Raw genomic sequence first — 20,709 nt, 5'->3', positions numbered from 1 at the left:
TATACTAATTCACGAATCACTTCAGGAGGTGAAATTATCTGAATTTTAAATCTTTCATTCGAAAAGATCCGTACATTTTATTGCTCATGCTCATTACTGTCCCGCTGGCGGGAGAGTTAAAATTTTATCCGTTAAATGAAACATTTCGAATTACATTTGGAGCTCCTACATTTTTCTTTTTCCTGTTGCTTTTAAAACGAAAAACCGTTTTAGCCGGGGGCTTGGTAACCGCTTTAAGTGTCGTTCTCTTTCGCATCATGCTCGATTATGTCATGCTCGATCATTTTCAATTTGCGGCTTCTGCACATACGCATTACCCTACGTTTTTCTTCTACTTTACGTATGCACTTTTATTTTTTGTTTTTAAAGTAAGCCGCATGAATTATAGTGCTATTGTAATTGGAGTGATTGGACTCATCATTGAAATTGCTGCTGATGTAGTGGAACTAACTGCGCAGTATATAGTTTTGCACACAACAATCCATGTCGATTCATTATCTGACATGGCCGTTATTGCTTTTGCTCACAGCTTCATTGTACTTAGCTTTTTTAATATGATGACGATTTATGAATCACAGTCACGAGAACGTCAAATTCGCAAACAAAATGAGCACATGCTAATGCTCATTACAAGCCTTTATGAAGAAACCGTTCATTTAAAAAAGACCCTTCATAATACAGAAGCGATTACAAAAGCTTCGTACGATTTATACCGCGTATTAAATCAGCAGGAAAAAGATCATTCTGTGCTAAACCAAACGCTCAGTAAAAAAGCGCTTCGGATTGCGGGAGATATTCACGAAGTAAAAAAAGACAACCAGCGTATTTTTGCGGGCTTATCTAAAACAATTTCAAATGAAAGTTTCCAAAATTATATGAAAGCAGAGGAATTAATCGAGCTGATCGTACGCATCAACAAAAAATATGCCGATTCTCTTCACAAACAAATTACCTTTTTTTCTTCTGTAAACGGGGAACATTTCAGCTACCACGTTTACACCATTTTATCGATCATTAATAACTTGGTAGCCAACGCAGTGGAAGCGATCAAAGATGAAGGAAGGATTGTTTTATCGGTACATAGACAAGCTGAACATGTAGAATTTCATGTACAAGACAACGGTCCTGGAGTACCTTTAAAGTACGAAAAAGCTATCTTTGAACCTGGTTTCACCTCAAAATACGATCAATTTGGAAACCCCTCTACTGGCATTGGTCTTTCTTATGTAAAAGATATTGTTCAAGAACTTGAAGGTACGATTAAAGCTACACAAGAAGACAGCGGAATGACGTTTATCATTCAAATCCCCCTTCGTAATCTAATTCAGAAAGGATGAGTTTATGCGATTTTGTATTACAGATGACGATTCAGCTATTCGTTCAACGCTCAGTCAGCTGATTGAAGATGAGGATTTAGGAGAAGTTGTAGAAGAAGTCGTCGACGGAAGCTTTTTAGATGCCTCTACGTTAAATTTAAAACAAATTGATATTTTATTTATCGATTTACTTATGCCAGGGCGGGACGGAATCGAAACGATCCGTCATTTAAAAGATTCATTTAAAGGAAAAATGATTATGATTTCACAGGTGGAATCCAAAGAATTGATAGGAGAAGCCTACTCATTAGGAATTGAATACTATATTACAAAACCAATTAACCGAATTGAAATTTTAACGGTTATTCGAAAAGTAACGGAACGAATCTCCCTTGAGAAATCAATCGATGATATTCAAACCTCCTTGAATAGTTTAGCGACAGCTCATCACGCCACCCCTTCAAGCCAGCCGGTAACGAAACAAGCCCATCTATACGATGTAGGTAAATTCTTATTAGCCGAGTTAGGTATTGTAGGAGAAAATGGTGCAAAAGATTTACTGGATATTTTACAGTTTCTGTACACTTATGACCAAAGAGAAAGTGTGGAAAAACATTTCCCTTCTCTAAAAAATATTTTTGTGAATGTGGCTGAGAAAAAATTAGGAGCTCACGCGTCTTCCATTGAAATTAATCGCGAAACCAAAGCTTGTGAACAGCGAATAAGACGAGCAGTTACTCACTCACTAAATCACTTTGCTTCTATCGGATTAACAGACTTTTCAAATCCGAAATTTGAAAATTATGCTTCTAAGTTTTTTGACTTTACAGCTGTTCGTAAAAAAATGAAAGAATTACAGGGAGATTCTAAAATTTTGCCGATTCGCATTAACACCAAAAAATTTATTCAAATATTCTTTTTTGAAGCAAAGCGCTTGTTAAGCAAGGAAAAAAGCTGGTATTGACAGAAAAGACGGAAAAGGTGCAAATGCCTCTTCCGTCTTTTATACTAATTGATTCAGTTTTACTAAGGAAGGTCCATATACAGTACGCAGAAGCAGCGTCTTTTCTCCCCTTGCATATTCCACCAGAGAAAATGCTCCTTTTTCTGTTTCTACCTGTACATCTACAGAAACTGGACACTCTTTTAACTGATTAACTATCAGTTGCGCTTGTTCCACCGACAAATAAGAAGAAAGGCGAATAAGTATATCCAAATCACTAGTTGTTGTAACAACTTCGGCACCACTTGCAAATTCGAATCCCACACTGCCGGTTGGTCCCCACGCAAAATCTTTTAAAATAATAGCAACTTCTTTTAAAGCACCTGTGGCTGGCATGTTTCTAAAGTGGCCGTTTTGAAAAATAGAAACGAGATCTTCCGGCCTAATTCTTTGTTTAACAGCCTGCTCAGATACAAATGCTCCAAAACGCTGATTCCTTCTTTCTCCTCTTACTCCAACAGGTATCAGGCTATCTCGTTGAACAGCCCGCCTTACAACGACAAACGGAGCCTTCCCTAAAGAATGCTCCACCCAATCAGGGATAGGTGTATAACTGATAAGCTTTGCTTCCTCTTTTAACTGAAGCAAATCATGAGCTATATATTCCATTGTTTTTCCAACTCATCTCTTACTAATAAAGAAGCTTTTCGCCCTTCCTTCCTTGCTTGCTCACTGTATAGCCGGTTGCTTAAATCGTACACACCTTCACGGCGTACATCTTCTACTGCTCCAGTCAAAATATCTTGAATCGTTTGAACGTCGCGCTCTGTGGGCTGCTCTGCTTGAATACCGCTAACCAGCTCATATAAAGCGCCAAGTGAGGCAAATGATTCAATATCATAAGCCATGGACGGGACTTTCTTTGAAACTTCTTCAAGTTCTTTTATACTTCTTTTAGTAATGCGCGCTGCCGACCGTTTGGACATGGCGTGAACATTCACTCCTTCGTCTTTTAAAGCCACAATTCGATTTGATTGGTACCCATGAGCTAGAAATGCTCCTGAAATTGCTTTTCCGACAATTAACGTAATAACCGGATGACCTGCTAAGCGCGCTGCTGCATAAGCATCAGCCGCAGCACCGCAAGCATAGTGAATACCTAGAAGTTCTTCATGATAGCCATACGCTTGACTCGGTACGTCCACAATGGCGATTATAGGCCGAGGAGATTGATTTCGATCTTCTTTTATTATTTCACGAACGTGCTTGGCAATTGCCCATCCTTCATCTAGTCCTATTTCCCCTTTCCGTGCACGTAAGAAACGATTATAAGGATTAGGTACAACCGATATATATCGGACCTTTTCTCTTCCTAGCAATGCGTCTTTATAAAGAACGGAAGGAATTTCAAAATCTGCTTCTTCATCATTTATTAAGGCGTTGATCCACACGCGACCGCGGCTGTTGGGCATGTTACCTCGAACTTCATTCAGCGAGTAAGAGACTGTTGAAGGGATAGGTTCATTTTTTGTTGTGTTATACAATTCTTGAAACTGATCAGGAGCCAGTTTTTCTGAAGGATCAACCTTACTAAGCAAATGTCTGTAAAAATCTACTTGTTCTGTTTTACTAGTTACTTTTCCTTTCTTCTGAAGCGTCTCTTGAACCGCTCGTTGAATAGCAGTGACATCATCCTGTGCTAAGGTATCTGCAAACCCGGTTTCATAGCGTTGCATACCGCCAATCGTTTTCCAGATTAAGCTTCGGTCTCTTGCATCAAACTCTTCAACCCCTGCTTCTTGTTCGATCACTTCAGGGCCGTTAAGGCCAAACCTTGCTTCTTTTGTCATAATGAGATAACTAAAGAGTGAAGCAGTGATGGACATTCCTCCAAAGCAGCCTACATTTCCTGAAATAACTCCGACAACAGGTGTATGCTCACGCAAAGCAACCACAGCTGAGCCAATTTCAGATATCGACAAAAGTCCATAATTGGCTTCTTGGAGCCTTACCCCTCCTGTATCGAATAGAAAAACAGGTCTAACAGGAACACCTTTTTTGTGATTATTAAGGGCTAGTTCTAAAGCTCCTGCAATTTTAGCTCCCGATACTTCACCAATGCCTCCCCCTTGAAACCCTCCTTCTATTGAAATGACAACGGCTGGCTCTCCTGCTATCATCCCACCTGCTATAATGACACCATCATCGCTTTGAGGAACAATATTTTGCTTAGGTAAATGAGGCGATTCGATTCCGTCAAAAGGGCCAAGCAGCTCACAGAATGTTCCTTGATCTAAGATGGCCTGCGCTCGTTCTCTTCCATTTAACTCAATAAAGCTTTGATTATTCACTCCCATTTTCACTCACCTCCAAAGCTTGTGCAAGACGCAAGGCGACTACACCAGGCGTAGCACCAAAATCATTAATTACAATTTTCGCTTGAATGGTATGAACACTAAAGAACCGGTCTAATACGGCTTTCCAGGTTTCACTAAATCCTTCACTTCCTGTTCGTACTGATACGTGAGCATGTTCTTCATCAGAAGGAACCATTAAAATTTCTAAATCCCCTGAACCAACAACGCCTACATGTGCGCGCTGAGTTAACTTTCCATCGGCTTTGTATTTAAACACTAACGTTTCCATTAGCCACTCCTCCCTGCAGACGTTTACGATTCTTTAAAAAGAGATATTCGATCTAAAAATAATACAGCAGCCAGCAAATCTGCGCTTCCGCCTGGAGAAGCGTTAGATGATAAAAGTATATGATCTAACGTTTTTAGCCGCTGTTTTCCCATTGATGTAGATACCCCTCCAGCTTCTAACACATTGGATGCCGCCATTTTAACCTCCTTTAACACAACCGGACCAGCACGATGCAAAATACACGTATCATCAAGGTTGGCGATTAGTGTTACTAAAGTATCAATCCTGGCTGATGTTTCATGTATGCCTAGCTTACGAGCTTTATGTAAAGCAGGCAAGCCTATATGAATTACGTGAGGAAATCCTTGCTTCGCCTCTCCAGCCGCTCCTTTTGCGCCATACTGTTTTTTCACCCAAAGTCCATTAGATGAATGCAGAGGACAAAAACGATCTGCATAACGAGCAATTTTCCCCGCAGCTTCTGTGATGGATGCAGGTGATGCTTGAATGCCGCAAACCGCTGTTGCAGACGCAAGTAGGCCTAATGCCCAAATGGCTCCTTTGTGTGTATTAACACCATCCGTAGCCCCGTACATAATTTGTTCGCCCTCGCGTCCAATTCGAGCAATTTCTTCCCTTAGCATCTGACTTGGCTGCTTTCCTTGACTGTATAATGCAATCTGTAAAAAGGTCGGTTGTAAAGCATAAGCAGAAGTTAACAGCGTCTCAATATTCATATCTTGATGAGATCCAGTTGTTGCTGCATCTACAAGCCCAGGCTTAGGTGTAAGCACCGCTTCATCAACCAGAGCGGTAACTGCCATTTTAGCTATTAGACATGAGTAAAACACAGCTGGTCTTGGCTCTTCTTGAATACTTTGAATACGCATATTTCTTACCAGCTCCTAAATTTAGCAGGCGGATTATACAAGCCATCCGACCATTCTACTAAATCTTCGACACTTCTTGCTGCCAATAATGAACGTTTTGCTTCTGTACGGCGAATCTGTAAATCTTCAGGAAAAGCCACTAGGCCATCTCTGCGCATCTTTTTCACTTTATTTTGGTTATATCGAAGGCCTATAGGTGTTACCCCTGCTACTGCTTCAAGCGCTGCTTTTCTTTCGTCCAAGCTTTGTGCTTTATATAAATAAGCAATTCCTTCTTCCGTCACAACATGCGTCACATCATCCCCGTAAATCATGACAGGAGCAGTAGCTACGCCTGCTTGTTTCGCTACCTTTATCGCATCCAAAGACTCCACAAAAACAGGCTCATTTCCTGATTGAAAGGTTTCAACCATTTGAACAACTAATTTTCTGCCTCTCGCTAGTTCGTGCTGCTCGTTTATCATATCCAACCAAGCAGGCGTAGAATGTCGGCGGCCTCTAGGGTCATGCCCCATATTAGGAGCTCCGCCAAACCCTGACAAACGTCCAGATGTGACGGTAGAAGAATTTCCTTCTCCATCTATTTGCAAAGTTGATCCTACAAAAGCATCTACCGCATATTGACCAGCCACTTGACACATCGCACGGTTTGAGCGCAGGCTGCCGTCGCGTCCTGTAAAAAACACATCAGGACGCGCTGCTGTGTATTGTTCCATTCCTACTTCTCCGCCAAAGCAGTGCACGCTCTCAATCCATCCGCTTTCAATAGCCGGAATTAACGTGGGGTGAGGATTCAGAGCCCAGTGCTTGCATATTTTACCTTTCAGTCCTAACTTTTCTCCATAGGTAGGCAGCAAAAGCTCAATTGCAGCGGTATTAAAGCCAATGCCATGATTTAATGATTGTACGCTGTGGCGCTCATAGATACCTCGAATTGTCATCATAGCCATTAAAATTTGGAGTTCTGTAATATGACGAGGATCTCGCGTAAATAAAGCTTCCAATTGATAAGGCTGATCCGCCACGACGATACAATCAACCCAAGAAGATGGAATATCAACTCGCGGAAGTTCTTCAACAAGTTCATTTACCTGCACAATAACAATTCCATCCTTAAACGCGGTTGTTTCGATAATGGTTGGTGTTTCTTCCGTATTTGCTCCTGTATATAAATTACCTTGTACATCCGCTTTGTCAGCAGCCACTAAGGCAATGTTCGGAATTAAATCAATGAAAAGGCGTCCGTAAAGCTCTAGATATGTATGAATTTCTCCAATTTTCAACGTCTCATCTTCAATCATTTGAGACACGCGAAGGCTTTGAGCACCGGCGTACGAAAAATCAATTTTTTCAGCAATTCCTTTTTCAAATATTTCGAGATGTTCCGGACGTGAAATACTAGACATAATCATATGAAGACCGTGTATTTTATCAGCGCTTACTTCATTCAGCGCCTTTGATAAAAAAGATGCTTGCTTTTGATTGTCTCCTTCAAGCACTACTTTATCTCCGGGTGATATAAGCAATTCTAACGCTTCAATAATGTGTTCATTACCTAATAACTTTCCTTTAAGAAGATGGTCTATTTTCGCAAGGCGCGCTGCTTTTTGATCTCGGCGAGTTGTCCATGATTTTGAAGTTTTTTTTATGCCACTCATGTTCTAGCTCCTTTCTGATACTTCTAAATTAATACGCTTACATTTTTTCTTTTTCCATTAAAATCAGCAAAGTTTTCATCGTAGATTCGGCTGCCGAAATAGCCCTTGCTTCAGGGAAGCTCTTAGCAGCCAAATCCGTTAGCACTCTTCCTGGAGCCATTTCAATATATAATCTTGTGCCCATTTCATACATAACTTCCGTCGTATCATGCCAACGGACGGGCAGGGCAACACTCGCTGCCAAATCTTCCTTAATATCAGCAGCTTTCCATAATTTCCGAGCTTTACAATTACCTATAAAAGGAACGGACGGGTCCTTTCCTTGCACCTCCGTTATGGTTTTTCGTAATTCACTCGAAACTCCTTCCATAAGAGGACAGTGAGAAGGCACCGTTACATGAAGCATTTTAGTTTTTCTAGCCCCTTTTTTAGATGCTTTTTCAAGAACTTTCTCAATTGCTTTTAAGGTGCCAGAAATCGTTATTTGATCAGGAGAATTTAGATTCGCTACGTACACAGGAGCTGCATCAGTTGATAGTTCATTTACAATAGAAAGAAGCTGATGTTCACGCAGTCCCATCACAACCCCCATACCATAACCATCAGGATAAGCATTTTCCATCAGTTTCCCTCTTTTTTTCACAAGAAGAAGAGCTTCTTTAAAAGATAACACTTCAGATGCAACTGCTGCTCCAAACGCCCCTATAGAATGCCCTCCTACCACGTCTGGCGAGTATCCTTTGTTTTTAAACGACCTAGCCGCAGACACTCCTGCAATAAAAAGACATATTTGAACATTTTTATTATATTTTAATTTTTCTGACGAATCTAAAGATAATACGTCTTGATTTAAAACCTCACTTGCTTCTTCAAACGTAGTCGCTAATCCCCATTTATTTTTTATATCATGAAGCATACCAGCATATTGTGCGCCTTGGCCTGGAAATAGAAATGCAACACTCATCGTGTTTCTCCTTTCGACTTTATATCATCCAAGGAGATAATGGATAATTTTATTATAAAGAACATAGGATCAATAACTCTAATACATATTTCTTATATATCCTATAACTTGAAATCTATATAAAAAGAGATTGAGACATAACGAAATCAATGGAAAAATCCGAACGGGTTAGATTCTCCATTAAGAATCTAACCCGTTCGGATCTTCAACTAAAGTACTTTTAGCTACAGATGAGCCGGAAAATGCGGAAGCACTTCTTCGCCAAGCTCATGTATAACTTCTTCAGCCGGACGCTTGCTATCAAAAAGAGCAAAAAAGAGATGATTAACTCCTATTTCTTTATAAATAGAAAGAAGTTCAATTAATGTATTACGACCTGCTCGAAATCCTAAACGAATTGGCGTTGGCATTTCATGGGGATCTTCTGCCAAATCTAGATGCATAGGTTGTTTAAAAGGTTTAAAAACGCCTGGATGATAGATATCAACCAGTTTCCTCCATTGGGTAATAGCTTCTGCTTGAAAATGGGGATGACGAGGATAATACATCCAGCCGTCCCCATACTGTGCAAACCACTCCATATTTTGCTGACTGTATCCCGTAATCATCGTTGGAATACGTTTCGTTGGCTTAGGAACGACATTTGCTCCCTGAATGGATCCCAAAGCAGACTCGATAGATGGAAATTCTTTATTTAACGCTTCTTCTAAATAATGAAAAGCCTCTGAAAATCGCTTTCCTCTTTCTTCATGAGGAATACCTAACCCTCGAAAATCTGCTTGACGGTCTCCAGAAGATACGCCCATAATCAAACGCTCAGGAAAAAGCTGATCAATGGTTGCCATTTCTTTGGCTACGCGAAGCGGATGGCGCAAAGGCAGCACAATAGCAGATGTACTAAGAGCAATCTCTCTTGTTTGACTGGCCAGATACGTCAAATAAATAAGCATATCATAAATTTGACCCGTGGCTGGATCGCCAAATGATGGATCTTGAAGAAGGACATCGCGGAACCATAAGCTTGTAAATCCATATTGTTCTGCAAGCTGCGTAAGCTCCACTTGTTTCTCCATCGTAGGCGTGGCATATTGATAATTTTCAAGCGGCATATGCAAACCTAACGTTAACTCATTCTCCTTGTACATACGACGATACGCCTTATGATGTTGAAATGTAGTCATTTGCTTCCTCTCCTTTTATAGCTAAGAGATCATCGCCTTTTGCGATGATCTCTTGTTTTATTTTGCTTTTGCTTCTATTGAGCGGCTCCATGCTGTTAATAAGACCGCTCCTAAAACCATCACTCCTCCAATCCAAGGAGTATGAACAAGACCAATCGAATCAACAATCAGGCCGCCTACAAAAGAACCAATAGCAATTCCAACGTTAAATGCAGCAATATTAAGCGCAGAGGCTACGTTCACTGCTGAAGGAACATACTTTTCAGCTAAGTTCACGACCAGCACTTGAAGTCCAGGTACGTTCATAAATGCCAATAAGCCCATGGCAAAAATCGTAATCGTTCCCGCTACTTTAAACGATGCAGTAAACGATAAAATAACTAAGATAACTGCTTGAATTAGAAACATCCAAAATAATGCTTTTAACGGATTTTTATTCGCAGCTTTTCCTCCGATTGTATTTCCGATGGCTACTGCTACACCGTATACCAGCAGTAAGATACTAACCGCGCTTGGTGCGTATCCTGTTAGTTTTTCAAGAATAGGTGCTAAATACGTATAAGCTACAAACGTTCCGCCATATCCTAAGGCAGTAATAGCAAACGATAGTAAAAGCGGCCCGTTTTTCAAAATTTTCAATTGATCACTAAACTTTGCCGGCGGCGCTTCCTTTAAGTTTTTAGGCACTAAAAGAGCACTTGCAATAATGGCAATAACCCCAAGGAACGCTACTCCCCAAAATGTTGCTCTCCAGCCGAAAGCTTGTCCAATAAATGTACCAAGCGGAACACCTGTAACAGTTGCAACTGTTAAACCTGTAAACATTAAAGCAATGGCACTTGCTCGCTTATCTTCTGGCACTAAATCAGCAGCGATAGTCGCACCGATAGAAAAGAAAATCCCGTGTGAAAATGCAGTAATAATTCGTGCTATAAGCAGCAGCCCAAAGCTTGTTGATAAAGCTGCTACTGAGTTTCCTACGATAAAAATAACCATCAATAGCATCAACAGTGATTTTCTGCTCATTTTACTTGTTAAAGCTGTTAATACGGGAGCTCCAAATGCAACTCCCATTGCGTATCCTGAAATTAATAACCCTGCTAGTGTAATGGAAATATTTAAATCATCTGCAAGCGATGATAATAAACCTACTGGAACAAACTCTGTAGTCCCGATTCCAAAGGCGCTAATAGCTAGCGCTAATAGCGGCAAAGAACCGCTTTTTTTACTTTGTTGTGTTTGTGAAAGTGTGTTCACTTCTTAACGCCTCCTGTTCGTTATGATAACTTCTTCATAATAGCTTCTCTTACGGCTAATTAGCTTAGGTACCTTTCATATATTCGCTAACTCGCCATCAACAATTGTTATTATGAGCGATGTAAAACCAAAGAAAAAGTACGCACTTTCAAGTGATATAGGCACCTGGAGGTTACAATAAGCGTAAATACTAAAGTCATGAACTATTGGGTATTCTAAAAAAATGCTTACACCTAGAAAATTTTGCTCTATAGTGATATGATAAACATCAGAAAAAATGCGAAAACATGCATTTGACCGTTATCTCTAGAACAAGGAGAGTTGTTAACGTGAAAAAATATAATATTCCAGTGGAAGCGGCACTAGAAGTCATTGGAGGCAAGTGGAAAGTCGTTATTCTTTGCCACTTAATTAAAGGGACAAAGCGCCCTGGAGAATTAAAAAGAATTATGCCGCGCGTTACGCAAAAAGTATTAACGCAGCAGCTTCGAGAACTTGAAGCAGACGGCATCATTGTTAGAAAAATGTACAATGAAATGCCGCCTCGAGTAGAATACTCTTTAACAGATTACGGATGGTCTTTAAAAAGCATTCTTGATTCATTATGCTCTTGGGGAGAACATCATATTGAAAAAACGTATCCTGATAAAGAAGCTGTACTTATGCAGCCTGTAGAAGAAGTCACTGTTTCTAATTAAAAAAAGCTGACTATCTAGTCAGCTTTTTCATTCCCTTACTTTCTTTGTTTTTTCAGATGATGTATATATTCAGGAGGAACCCATATGACAGAACAACTTAAAAAGAAAATTAGTCTTCAAGATGCTATCAAACAGCAGCTTGCTAATAAGAAAAATCAATCTTCAAGTAAAGCTCAAAATAGCAGCACCAATCAAGCAACCAAAAAGCTGACGAGTCAACAAACAAAAAAAACGAATAATCAGCGAAAGAGAACAGGTGTATAATGAACGGACAAAATAGAAAAGACGTAGCTCCTGGAATTGAAGTCGACATTGTTTTAAAAGCAGATCAGCGTTCTGGAAAACTTACACACGGAACGGTCAAAGACATTCTGACCAATTCAAGCTTTCACCCACACGGCATCAAAGTCCGTTTAACAGATGGACAAGTCGGACGCATAAAAGAAATTTACCCAAATTAAAAAAGCATGTATTCTACATGCTTTTTTAATTTACACTTCAAATAAATCTACTTATCATTTCCTACTTTTGTTAAAATAAAGAAGCACTGTCGTCCCCTTTCTTTCCCTTGGGAATTCACGCAAGGAAGAAAAAGGTGGTGGATAGTCTGAGACGAATCCTCAAGTCATTTTTCCTAGATGCTGAGAATGTTCAGCTCCTAACGGCTTACGTAGAGCTTTTAGGAACCATAGTCGCTCTTATTTTGCTATTTTTCCAGTAGTAAAATAAGTAATCACCGGTAAGTATCGTCTAAAAGGTTCTTCATCCATAAGGCTCGTGTGCTGATTGTCTTTAGGGAATCGTGTTTGGCGGCACTTCCCTATAGTAAAAAGACAGCTTCCTTGCAGAAATGGACAAGGTGTAATCAACTACGGCCGATTATGGGTGCGGGACCTTTTTCTTTATTAGTCTATGTCTTTTTTTCACTTCCCATACACAAAAATAAAAAAACCTCCGAGTTGGCGGTCTCGAAGGTTTTTTCTAGTGAATCGTTTTCGACAAATCCTCATCCAGGCTAACAAGGTTCAGATCTAATAAGATTATGTGATGAATTTCTTCACCTTACAAGTTACACTTGTCAAAGCTAAGAATTCATTCGCTTGTTAAGAATAACTGAACGTGCGCTCCAGATTGTCATTTTTCCTAGCCTCAGTATATCATACTTATTGAAAACAGGTAAAAAAAGTGTTCGACAAAGCTTGTTAGCAGCTCTTCACCTATGTCATATTTTTCAAAACAAAAAACATTTTACAAATATGAAGGAATTTCATACTATTAGATAAAAGATAAAACATAGAAGATAGAAGTATTCTGACTTGGAGAGGATTTCAATGAAGCAACCTCAGTTAGAAAAAGAAATTCGAGCCTTACAATCAGATATTTACCAATTAGCTAAAAAAACAAGCAGCTATTCTCACGGTGAGATTTTAAAATTAAGTCAAAAGCTAGATCAAAAAATTGTTAGTTACCAAAAGCTTTTTAACCATACCAAATAAGAGCCGCGTTGGACTTTCACTTGCTATCCCTCAAGTACCATAAACCTACAAATAAAACAGATATGTTTTATTCGCAATAGGTACATCTCTGCTTCCCTAATTAATAGGGAAGTTTTTTATTTAGAAAATTAAAACCTTCTCCTTTCCTTAGGTTAGTTGTCATACAAATTGGGTATCCAATCAGTAGGCCTTAAAACCTATCTAAGAAACATAAAGGAGAGAATGCATGATGAGTAATGCTGATACTGCCGAAACAAAAAAAGGCGCTGACTTACTAGTAGAAAGTTTGGCAAGTCAGAATGTGCCTTATATTTTTGGCATTCCAGGAGCCAAAATTGATGGCGTATTTGATATTTTGAAAGAAAAAGGACCAGAAGTAATTGTTTGCCGCCATGAACAAAATGCTGCGTTTATGGCAGCTGCTATGGGAAGACTGACAGGTACGCCGGGCGTTTGCCTTGTCACATCAGGTCCAGGTGCCGCTAACTTAGCCACTGGCCTTGTGACTGCTACTTCTGAAGGTGACCCAGTGGTAGCCCTAGCAGGAGCCGTTCCAAGAGCAGATCGATTAAAAAAGACGCATCAATCAATGGATAATGAAGGACTATTTAAATCTATCGCCAAATTCAGCGTTGAGGTAGAAGACGCTGCAAACGTTCCAGAAGTGATAACAGACGCCTTTCGCGAAGCTGTTTCTTCTCCTTCAGGAGCATCTTTTGTCAGCTTGCCGCAGGATGTAATGGATAGCGAAACATCAGCTTCCACTCTATCCGTTTTAAAAGCTCCTACGATTGGGACTGCCAATTTAGACGCTGTTGCCCAAGCTATACACACTATTCGCACAGCAAAACTACCTGTCTTGCTTTTAGGTATGAGAGCAAGTAAATCTAAAGCAGTGGAATCAATCCGTCAACTTATAGCAGAACATGACCTTCCTGTGGTGGAAACGTTCCAAGGTGCGGGAGCTGTTTCAAAAGAGCTTGAAACTCACTTTTTTGGGCGAGTAGGTCTTTTTCGCAATCAGCCTGGAGACGTCTTATTGAAGCATGCTGACGTCGTCTTAACAATCGGATATGACCCAGTTGAATACCCTCCTTCTCTTTGGAACTCAGAAAGTCAAAGAAGCATTATTCATTTAGATGATTTACAAGCACAAGCTGACCACCATTATCAGCCGGAAATTGAGTTAGTAGGGGATATTCCAAGCACAATTGACATATTAGCGGATAAACTCCCACATTTAATACGTTCAAAAGAAAGTGCTTCTTTTTTAAAAACGCTAAAAAGTAAACTTGAGCAACCTGACGATCAGTACGAGTTTTCTAATGACACTCACCTTCATCCCCTACAATTAATTGAAGCTCTGCAGAACTTTGTTGAAGATGATACTACCATCACCTGTGACGTTGGTTCGCATTACATATGGATGGCTCGTTATTTTCGTTCCTATGAACCTCAGCATTTACTATTCAGCAACGGTATGCAGACACTAGGTGTTGCTTTGCCTTGGGCTATTTCAGCTGCACTCGTTCGCCCCCATAAAAAAGTTCTGTCCATGTCTGGAGATGGCGGGTTTTTATTTTCAGCTATGGAGCTCGAGACAGCCGTTCGATTAAACTTACCAATTGTTCACATTATCTGGAACGATCAAACCTACGATATGGTTGGCTTTCAACAGCAGATTAAATATGGTCGAAAATCTGCAGTAGAGTTTGGCAGTGTAGACTTTATTACGCTTGCTGAAAGTTTTGGTGCCAAAGGATTTAGAGTTAACTCGCCAGAAGAATTTCCGGACACTCTAGCAAGCGCTTTTCGTGAACAAGGCCCAGTTATCATCGATGTTCCTGTAGATTATAAAGATAATGAAAAATTAAATACACAGCTACTGCCAGATCAAATTAACTGAAAGGACTGAGTAAAGAATGAGCAATAAAGAAAAATTAACGATTCACCAAACTTCCACCATGATCGCTTTATTAGACGGAGTATTTGACGGTGTTGTCACATACAAGGATTTAGCTAAGAAAGGTGATTTCGGCATCGGTACGTTTAATCAATTGGACGGTGAAATGATTGCCTTTGACGGAGAATTTTATCATATTGCTGATGGGAAAGCCGCGCCTATTGGCGAAGATGCAAAAACACCTTTTGCCATTATGACAACCTTTTATGAAGATATCTCTTATCGTGTAGAAAAGGAAATGAATCGTGAACAACTAGAAACCTTAATGAACGAGCTTATTCCTAGCCCGAATTTATTCTATGCAGTTCGCATTGACGGGAAGTTTAAGGAAGTAAAAACGCGCACGGTTGCAAAGCAAGAGAAGCCCTATCCTTCTATGGTAGATGCGGCTGCTGATCAGCCTACATTTACATTTTTAGATGTAAATGGAACACTAGCAGGTTTTTATACGCCAGAATATTCTTCAGGCATCGGTGTTCCAGGCTACCACCTGCACTTTATTGATGAATATAAAAAAGAAGGGGGACATGTTTTAGATATCTCTGTTCAGGATGTTACAATTCAAATCTGCAAAAAAACGAAATTAAATCTCAATTTATCGGAAACAAGTGAATTTTTAAATGCTAATTTAGAAGCCCATGATGTAGAAGAAGAAATTGCGACGGCTGAATAAACAACGATACTTTTACTGATAAAAAAATGCTCATCGTCATGCATGACGATGAGCATTTTTTATTTAATCGCGTTCAGGCTTCATTTCTAGCACAACACAGAAAACCTTCCGCCTATACGTAAAAAGAGCCTGTGTCTTTTAAAACATAGAAAAATGGTATTTCAGTCTCTTTTAGACATCTAGCCATTCGATCCTTAAAGTTATCTAATTTAATTATATTTTTTGCTTCCTCTAACGTAAAATATCCCACATCCTGCGTTTCATTGGAGACAGAAATTTCCCCGCTAATCGCTTTTCCCTTTAATAAAATAACAGTAGTAGATCGTTTAACATCTTGTTCTACTCCTAGAAAGTTGGTCACTTCAATAACAATTCCAGATTCTTCTTTAACTTCTCGTATCCCCGCATCTTTTATTGATTCACCTGCTTCAACAAAACCGCCTGGAAATTCCCATCCCCGTCTATGGTTCTTGACTAGAAGCACGTGATGATCTTGATTTACCACCATAACTGCTACAGCTAATTTTTGATTCAACTTTTTCTCACTCTCCTTTTAGACCGTTAAGATATTGTTCAAGAAGATGAAGAAATCTTTCTATATCTCTATATGTGATATCACCAATATTTGCTATTCGAAACGTTTCTAATTTATCAATTTTACCAGGATAAATGGTGAATCCTTGTTTATAAAAAAAATCATGCATAATATCAAAATTATACTTTTTATCGGAAGGCTCGAGGATAGAGGTAATAATTTTAGAATGATGTGTTTCAGGAACCAAATAGGTTAACCCAAGTTGAGTAATTCCATCCGTTAAAGTAGTCCATGATTTTGAGTAGCGTTCATATCGTTTCTCAATTCCTTCCCACTGAGTTTCTATAATTGCCTGCTTTAAGGCGTACATAGTCTGAACAGGAGGAGTAAAACGCAATTGTTTATTCATTTGGAAATATCGATACTGATCATATAAATGAAGATAAAGGTTACGAGGCTTTATTTGCTCCGTTTTTTCTAACCGGTCTTTATTTGCTATAACAAACGACACGCCTGCCATTCCTTGAAGGTTCTTATTTGCACTTGCGGCCAGATAGCTTATATTCATTTTTTGCATGTCAATTGGAACAGCTGCATACGAACTCATTGCATCCACAATCATTTCGATATTTTTCACTGCACAAAATTCCCCAATTTTTCCAATATCATTAAGAAGCCCCGTGGAAGTTTCACAGTGAACAAGCGCCAGATAAGAAACGTTCGTTGAAATCTTTTTTATAAAAATTTCTAAGTTGTTCATATCAATAGCCTGCTCGGCGGAGCTTTTATATTCTAAATAATTCAGTCCATAAATTTCAGCGATTTTACACATTCTTTCACCGTATGGACCATTATTGATAATAACAACCGTACCGTTATCAATTACTGAACTTAAAATCGATTCCACTGCCGCCGTTCCAGATCCGCCGAATAATACCGTAGTATACTTTTCTGGATTCCCCACAAATTTTGTTAGTTCAGCAGAGATAAATTCCATCGTCTCTCCAAATTCTTTTTCTCTCGGGCAAATGTCTTCCACTATTTGAGCATATTTGACGGTATCTGTTGTAGTTGCCGGTCCGGGGTTTAGGAGTATACTTCTCTTAACTGGATGCGTAATACCTTCTCGAGCTTTAATAATCGGATAAACAATAGCAGTTGCTCTTGCCCAGTGATCTTCATCATCCACTTCACACCATGCCAAATTATCCAGTTTATGAACATACACATTTGCTTTTTCGGAAATTTTAACGAGGCCATATTCATAATCGATCGTTTGATTAAACTGGAACAGCGTATTTGCTTCATCACAAAGTCTCTGAAATGTAGCATAAGAGAGTTTGGTTAAACCAACTAGTTCTGCATAGATACTATTCAACTCTTCTTTTTGTTTTGACATATTCTTAAGGTTATTATTTTCATCAGCCTCAATATACACTTCATCGCCAGCACCGTTCAACTTACTTGCTAGTATGACATCTGATCTCGAGTGGTTTACTAATGTTTCCAACGCATTCTTTTCATAAATTACATCTGATTCCAATAGTAAAAAATCTTCTTTAATATAATTTTTAAATTGATACAGCGTAAACAGGCTTCCCGTTGTTTCGTATCTAGAATTATAAACACATTTTATTTGAGGATATCTAACCATTAGCTTTTCATATTCTTCTTTCATATATCCTGTTCCAATAAAAATCGTCTTGACTCCTGCTTTTATTAACTTCGAAATGGAATGTTCAATAATCGATTTTTCATCAATCATCAAAAAACCTTTAGGGCGGTTTCCAGCTCTTTTACGAATCCTGCTCCCCATCCCTGCAGCTAGAATAACAGCTGTTTTAATCATCTAAAAACACCTGCAGTCTTTCTTTGACTTCATAAGGCTTCATTTCAGGACGCCCCAGGTTCTTTTTAGATCCTTTCGCTATTTTAAGATATAAAAACGTTAATTTTTTATCACTTTTCCACTGTTTGATATACGTCTCTAACTCATGTAAGTTATGAACATGAATAGAATTTTGATACCCACAGGAAGAAGCAATATCTACGAAATTAATGTTATGAGAGACCGTATGTTGTCCCCCTGTAGAATCATGGGTTTGATTGTCTAAAAGAATGTGTAATAAATTTGCTGGACAGTAGTATCCGTTGGTTGCTAGATTTCCCATGCGCATAAGCAACGCTCCGTCTCCATCAATTGTAATGATGTTCTTTTCATTTCTGCTCAAAGCTAAGCCTAAACCAATGGAACTAACGCACCCCATAGATCCAACCATATAAAAATTATTTCTTGCGTCTTCTATTTCGTAAAGCTCTCTTCCTGTTTTTCCTGTAGCGGCCAATTGAATAGTATCGTTGTCTTTTAATGAATTAACTACTTGTAATGCCTCATACCTTGAAGGTAACTCGTCGGTTGTTATCTGTTCACTTCTCATTTTAGGAGTAATGTTTTTCATTGATTTTTCTAAAAGCTTAACTGGCTCAAACGTTCCTTTTTTTACAATAAAGAAGTAGCTTTCATTATTTTCAATAGCTTGATTAGCCCGCTGTAATTGTTTTTTAACTTCCGCAAAATCAAAAGAAAAATATTCCCATTTTATTTTCATCGTATTTAGCAGGGCAGGAGTAATTTCTCCCATTAATTCATGCTGCGGTTCATCTGGACATCCAGGTTCTCCGCGAAAACTGACAAATCCAAGGACAGGAATTTTAAACGGATGAATAAGAGAGGTTAAAGGGGAAACAGCATTTGCTAATCCGGAGTTCTGCATTAAAACAACTGCTTTGTTGCCAGCAATTGATGCGCCAGCAGCAATCGCTACCGCTTCTCCTTCGTTTGCTGCTGCAACATATTCACATTCGTTGATAGCATAGTTAATAAGATGTTTAAGATAGGAACAAGGAACCCCGCTATAAAATTGAAAACCTAGTTTTTTTAATTGAGTTCCAAATACGGACGTACTAATCATTTTTCCCACCATCTTTTTGAATCTTTGTATACGTTTCGGTATCTATCCATGACCCCATTGTATATTTAACAGCAACCGGGTGAATTAGATTAACATAATTAAAGAAATCAGAAAACGTGAGCTGAGCAAAATCTTTTCTTTGCGCCAGTTCTTCCAAAGCTTTTTTTACAACCTCAGTGCCTTTTGCGGAAATTTTCCAAAGACCAATGAATTCACCGTGAATGTTGTTAGAGTTTGGATTGCACGACATTTGAATCAAGTCTACTGTTTTGGAATACAGCTGCTTGGAATAGGGAAGTTTAGCAGTTACATAAGATGTTTGATTCCCTTTTAACTCATAATCAGCTCCTGCTACAATAGTGATATCGCCACTTTCATGAATTAACTCCTCAAAAACATGTGTTTTATATACGATGTTACTATCGCTTATTAAAGTAGCCGTTCCTAACTTATCTCTTGCAGCATAGAGATGATATAATTCCCCTTTATTAGGAAACGCCTTATCTTCCATAGCTTTGTCGGAACCTACTTTTATACTATTTGTCACGCCGACTTTTTTTAACTGATTTATCTGCTCAGTTATCAAAGCTTCATTTGCTGATTCTTTTACCAGAATCATAGCGTTCATGCTATGATTGGCAGAGCTTAAATAAAGTTTCTCTGCGATGTCGAGCTCTTCAGCTTTTTGAAGACGGAAAACTTCCTCAAGCGGAGAGACATTTTTTTCTACGTTAATCAAGCTTTTATCGTAATAAATCTGAGCGGACGTTTTTTGCATAGCTGTAATGGAAGATCTTAAGTTATGGTTGGCCCAAATGCTCAAGCTAATTCCTAAATCACTAAATTTATCAGTTGGAACTGAATAATATTTGGTTGGAACAATAATAACCGGAAGCCTGTTTCCCCACTCTTTCATAAAAGCTTCAATCTCTGTCATATCTGACCTTTTACTATGAATCAAAACGGCGTCGGTTCCCGCTTGGCGATAAGCTTCTGCACGTTTTAAAGCTTCCTTCAGCCCCCACCCTGCAATAAAAGCTTCTACACGCGATACCACTACAAAATCTTCGTCATTTTGGCTATCTTTCATTGCTTTGATTTTGCCGCAAAATTCATTAATATCTGCAAGCGGCTGTGCTTCACCTTTAATAAATGAGTTTGTTTTTGGAAACAATTTATCTTCAATACATACGCCTGGAATGTCTCGCTGCTCCAATTTCTTAACTAATCTTCTTGCATTATTAAAGTTCCCATAGCCTGTATCACCATCTAGAAGAATTGGAATGGACGTTGCGTCACTCATAAACTCTAAGATGTCTAATACCTGTGTCCATGAAGCCTCATTATTATCTCTTACACCCAGTGCTGCAGATAATGACAGGCCGCTGGCCCATATCCCTTTGAACCCTGCTTCTTCTACAATCTTTGCAGATAGCGCACTGTGAGCCTCCATAATAAACTCTAGCTGTTTACTTTCTATCAACTCTCTTAGCTGTTTAGTCTTCTTCATGTCTATC

The 20,709-nt window shown here is 39.0% G+C and carries 20 protein-coding genes; 8 read left to right on the top strand and 12 right to left on the bottom strand.

The window, feature by feature from the left end; all coding sequences use genetic code 11:
- Positions 1-86 precede the first annotated feature (86 nt).
- Positions 87-1,337, top strand: a complete 1,251-nt coding sequence (locus OK414_RS03930; protein WP_263045749.1) for an ATP-binding protein — start codon at positions 87-89, stop codon at positions 1,335-1,337.
- Positions 1,338-1,341: 4 nt separating this feature from the next.
- Positions 1,342-2,280, top strand: a complete 939-nt coding sequence (locus OK414_RS03925) for a response regulator (protein WP_016763117.1) — start codon at positions 1,342-1,344, stop codon at positions 2,278-2,280.
- 39 nt (positions 2,281-2,319) lie between these two features.
- On the opposite strand, the gene OK414_RS03920 is transcribed toward OK414_RS03925, so the two are convergent.
- From OK414_RS03920 to OK414_RS03885, 8 genes are all read right to left on the bottom strand, one after another.
- On the bottom strand, positions 2,320-2,928 hold the full coding sequence (locus tag OK414_RS03920; RefSeq protein WP_013081833.1) for a malonate decarboxylase holo-ACP synthase: 609 nt from the start codon (positions 2,926-2,928) through the stop codon (positions 2,320-2,322).
- Positions 2,916-4,616 (bottom strand): biotin-independent malonate decarboxylase subunit beta, encoded by a 1,701-nt coding sequence (gene mdcD / locus OK414_RS03915; RefSeq protein WP_263045697.1) that lies wholly within the window; start codon positions 4,614-4,616, stop codon positions 2,916-2,918. The genes OK414_RS03920 and mdcD overlap by 13 nt, the downstream gene beginning before the upstream one ends.
- Positions 4,603-4,905, bottom strand: coding sequence for a malonate decarboxylase subunit delta (locus OK414_RS03910; protein WP_034654233.1), 303 nt, complete (start codon positions 4,903-4,905; stop codon positions 4,603-4,605). The genes mdcD and OK414_RS03910 overlap by 14 nt, the downstream gene beginning before the upstream one ends.
- A 23-nt stretch (positions 4,906-4,928) precedes the next feature.
- On the bottom strand, positions 4,929-5,795 hold the full coding sequence (locus OK414_RS03905) for a triphosphoribosyl-dephospho-CoA synthase (RefSeq protein ID WP_263045698.1): 867 nt from the start codon (positions 5,793-5,795) through the stop codon (positions 4,929-4,931).
- A 5-nt stretch (positions 5,796-5,800) separates the two neighbouring features.
- On the bottom strand, positions 5,801-7,453 hold the full coding sequence (mdcA, locus tag OK414_RS03900; RefSeq protein WP_263045699.1) for a malonate decarboxylase subunit alpha: 1,653 nt from the start codon (positions 7,451-7,453) through the stop codon (positions 5,801-5,803).
- Between the two features lie 37 nt (positions 7,454-7,490).
- Complete coding sequence (mdcH, locus tag OK414_RS03895; RefSeq protein ID WP_263045700.1) at positions 7,491-8,417, bottom strand: malonate decarboxylase subunit epsilon; 927 nt, start codon at positions 8,415-8,417, stop codon at positions 7,491-7,493.
- A gap of 224 nt (positions 8,418-8,641) precedes the next feature.
- Positions 8,642-9,598, bottom strand: a complete 957-nt coding sequence (locus tag OK414_RS03890; protein WP_263045701.1) for an LLM class oxidoreductase — start codon at positions 9,596-9,598, stop codon at positions 8,642-8,644.
- A 57-nt stretch (positions 9,599-9,655) separates the two neighbouring features.
- On the bottom strand, positions 9,656-10,855 hold the full coding sequence (locus OK414_RS03885) for an MFS transporter (RefSeq protein ID WP_034654246.1): 1,200 nt from the start codon (positions 10,853-10,855) through the stop codon (positions 9,656-9,658).
- Positions 10,856-11,184: 329 nt separating this feature from the next.
- On the opposite strand from OK414_RS03885, the gene OK414_RS03880 reads away from it, so the two are divergent.
- The 6 genes from OK414_RS03880 to budA all read left to right on the top strand — a co-directional run bounded on the left by OK414_RS03880 (position 11,185) and on the right by budA (position 15,685).
- Positions 11,185-11,553: a winged helix-turn-helix transcriptional regulator gene (locus OK414_RS03880; RefSeq protein WP_013055500.1), complete on the top strand. Its 369-nt coding sequence runs from the start codon at positions 11,185-11,187 to the stop codon at positions 11,551-11,553.
- Between the two features lie 84 nt (positions 11,554-11,637).
- The gene (locus tag OK414_RS03875) at positions 11,638-11,817 is read left to right on the top strand and encodes a hypothetical protein (RefSeq protein WP_013055499.1); all 180 of its coding nucleotides are present in this window, start codon (positions 11,638-11,640) and stop codon (positions 11,815-11,817) included.
- Positions 11,817-12,014, top strand: coding sequence for a YwbE family protein (locus tag OK414_RS03870; protein WP_013055498.1), 198 nt, complete (start codon positions 11,817-11,819; stop codon positions 12,012-12,014). Before OK414_RS03875 ends, OK414_RS03870 begins: the two co-directional genes overlap by 1 nt.
- An 870-nt stretch (positions 12,015-12,884) precedes the next feature.
- A complete protein-coding gene (locus OK414_RS03865) occupies positions 12,885-13,049 on the top strand; it encodes an aspartyl-phosphate phosphatase Spo0E family protein (protein WP_014461503.1) in 165 nt (54 codons plus the stop codon).
- A 226-nt stretch (positions 13,050-13,275) separates the two neighbouring features.
- Positions 13,276-14,955: an acetolactate synthase AlsS gene (alsS, locus tag OK414_RS03860; protein WP_404932071.1), complete on the top strand. Its 1,680-nt coding sequence runs from the start codon at positions 13,276-13,278 to the stop codon at positions 14,953-14,955.
- Between the two features lie 16 nt (positions 14,956-14,971).
- Entirely contained in the window at positions 14,972-15,685 is a 714-nt protein-coding gene (budA, locus tag OK414_RS03855; RefSeq protein WP_263045702.1) for an acetolactate decarboxylase, read from the top strand.
- Positions 15,686-15,797: 112 nt separating this feature from the next.
- Here budA and OK414_RS03850 read toward each other — a convergent pair whose 3' ends face one another.
- Genes OK414_RS03850 through aepX form a run of 4 tightly spaced genes read right to left on the bottom strand, consistent with a single transcriptional unit; the run spans position 15,798 to position 20,702 of the window.
- Positions 15,798-16,220 carry an NUDIX hydrolase gene (locus OK414_RS03850; protein ID WP_013081823.1) on the bottom strand — a complete coding sequence of 141 codons (423 nt, stop codon included), beginning with the start codon at positions 16,218-16,220 and terminating at the stop codon, positions 15,798-15,800.
- A gap of 7 nt (positions 16,221-16,227) precedes the next feature.
- Complete coding sequence (locus OK414_RS03845) at positions 16,228-18,069, bottom strand: 2-aminoethylphosphonate aminotransferase (RefSeq protein ID WP_034654252.1); 1,842 nt, start codon at positions 18,067-18,069, stop codon at positions 16,228-16,230.
- Positions 18,062-19,192, bottom strand: coding sequence for a phosphonopyruvate decarboxylase (gene aepY / locus OK414_RS03840; RefSeq protein ID WP_034654254.1), 1,131 nt, complete (start codon positions 19,190-19,192; stop codon positions 18,062-18,064). Before aepY ends, OK414_RS03845 begins: the two co-directional genes overlap by 8 nt.
- A complete protein-coding gene (gene aepX / locus OK414_RS03835; protein ID WP_263045703.1) occupies positions 19,185-20,702 on the bottom strand; it encodes a phosphoenolpyruvate mutase in 1,518 nt (505 codons plus the stop codon). Before aepX ends, aepY begins: the two co-directional genes overlap by 8 nt.
- Positions 20,703-20,709 lie beyond the last annotated feature (7 nt).

This window comes from Priestia sp. JV24 (genome assembly GCF_025910025.1).
GTDB lineage: Bacteria > Bacillota > Bacilli > Bacillales > Bacillaceae_H > Priestia > Priestia megaterium.
Note: the sequence above shows the minus strand (reverse complement) of the source record. Positions and strands in the feature narration are given on the sequence as shown.

What these genes read in the sequence shown, in the direction of transcription:
- OK414_RS03875 (WP_013055499.1), top strand. Translation starts at nt 11,638, where the DNA reads ATGACAGAACAACTTAAAAAGAAAATTAGTCTTCAAGATGCTATCAAA.
- mdcA (WP_263045699.1), bottom strand. Translation starts at nt 7,453, where the DNA reads ATGAGTGGCATAAAAAAAACTTCAAAATCATGGACAACTCGCCGAGAT.
- alsS (WP_404932071.1), top strand. Translation starts at nt 13,276, where the DNA reads ATGATGAGTAATGCTGATACTGCCGAAACAAAAAAAGGCGCTGACTTA.
- OK414_RS03905 (WP_263045698.1), bottom strand. Translation starts at nt 5,795, where the DNA reads ATGCGTATTCAAAGTATTCAAGAAGAGCCAAGACCAGCTGTGTTTTAC.
- OK414_RS03865 (WP_014461503.1), top strand. Translation starts at nt 12,885, where the DNA reads ATGAAGCAACCTCAGTTAGAAAAAGAAATTCGAGCCTTACAATCAGAT.
- OK414_RS03845 (WP_034654252.1), bottom strand. Translation starts at nt 18,069, where the DNA reads ATGATTAAAACAGCTGTTATTCTAGCTGCAGGGATGGGGAGCAGGATT.
- OK414_RS03930 (WP_263045749.1), top strand. Translation starts at nt 87, where the DNA reads ATGCTCATTACTGTCCCGCTGGCGGGAGAGTTAAAATTTTATCCGTTA.
- OK414_RS03920 (WP_013081833.1), bottom strand. Translation starts at nt 2,928, where the DNA reads ATGGAATATATAGCTCATGATTTGCTTCAGTTAAAAGAGGAAGCAAAG.
- OK414_RS03925 (WP_016763117.1), top strand. Translation starts at nt 1,342, where the DNA reads ATGCGATTTTGTATTACAGATGACGATTCAGCTATTCGTTCAACGCTC.
- aepY (WP_034654254.1), bottom strand. Translation starts at nt 19,192, where the DNA reads ATGATTAGTACGTCCGTATTTGGAACTCAATTAAAAAAACTAGGTTTT.
- OK414_RS03890 (WP_263045701.1), bottom strand. Translation starts at nt 9,598, where the DNA reads ATGACTACATTTCAACATCATAAGGCGTATCGTCGTATGTACAAGGAG.
- OK414_RS03910 (WP_034654233.1), bottom strand. Translation starts at nt 4,905, where the DNA reads ATGGAAACGTTAGTGTTTAAATACAAAGCCGATGGAAAGTTAACTCAG.
- mdcH (WP_263045700.1), bottom strand. Translation starts at nt 8,417, where the DNA reads ATGAGTGTTGCATTTCTATTTCCAGGCCAAGGCGCACAATATGCTGGT.
- aepX (WP_263045703.1), bottom strand. Translation starts at nt 20,702, where the DNA reads ATGAAGAAGACTAAACAGCTAAGAGAGTTGATAGAAAGTAAACAGCTA.
- budA (WP_263045702.1), top strand. Translation starts at nt 14,972, where the DNA reads ATGAGCAATAAAGAAAAATTAACGATTCACCAAACTTCCACCATGATC.
- OK414_RS03870 (WP_013055498.1), top strand. Translation starts at nt 11,817, where the DNA reads ATGAACGGACAAAATAGAAAAGACGTAGCTCCTGGAATTGAAGTCGAC.
- mdcD (WP_263045697.1), bottom strand. Translation starts at nt 4,616, where the DNA reads ATGGGAGTGAATAATCAAAGCTTTATTGAGTTAAATGGAAGAGAACGA.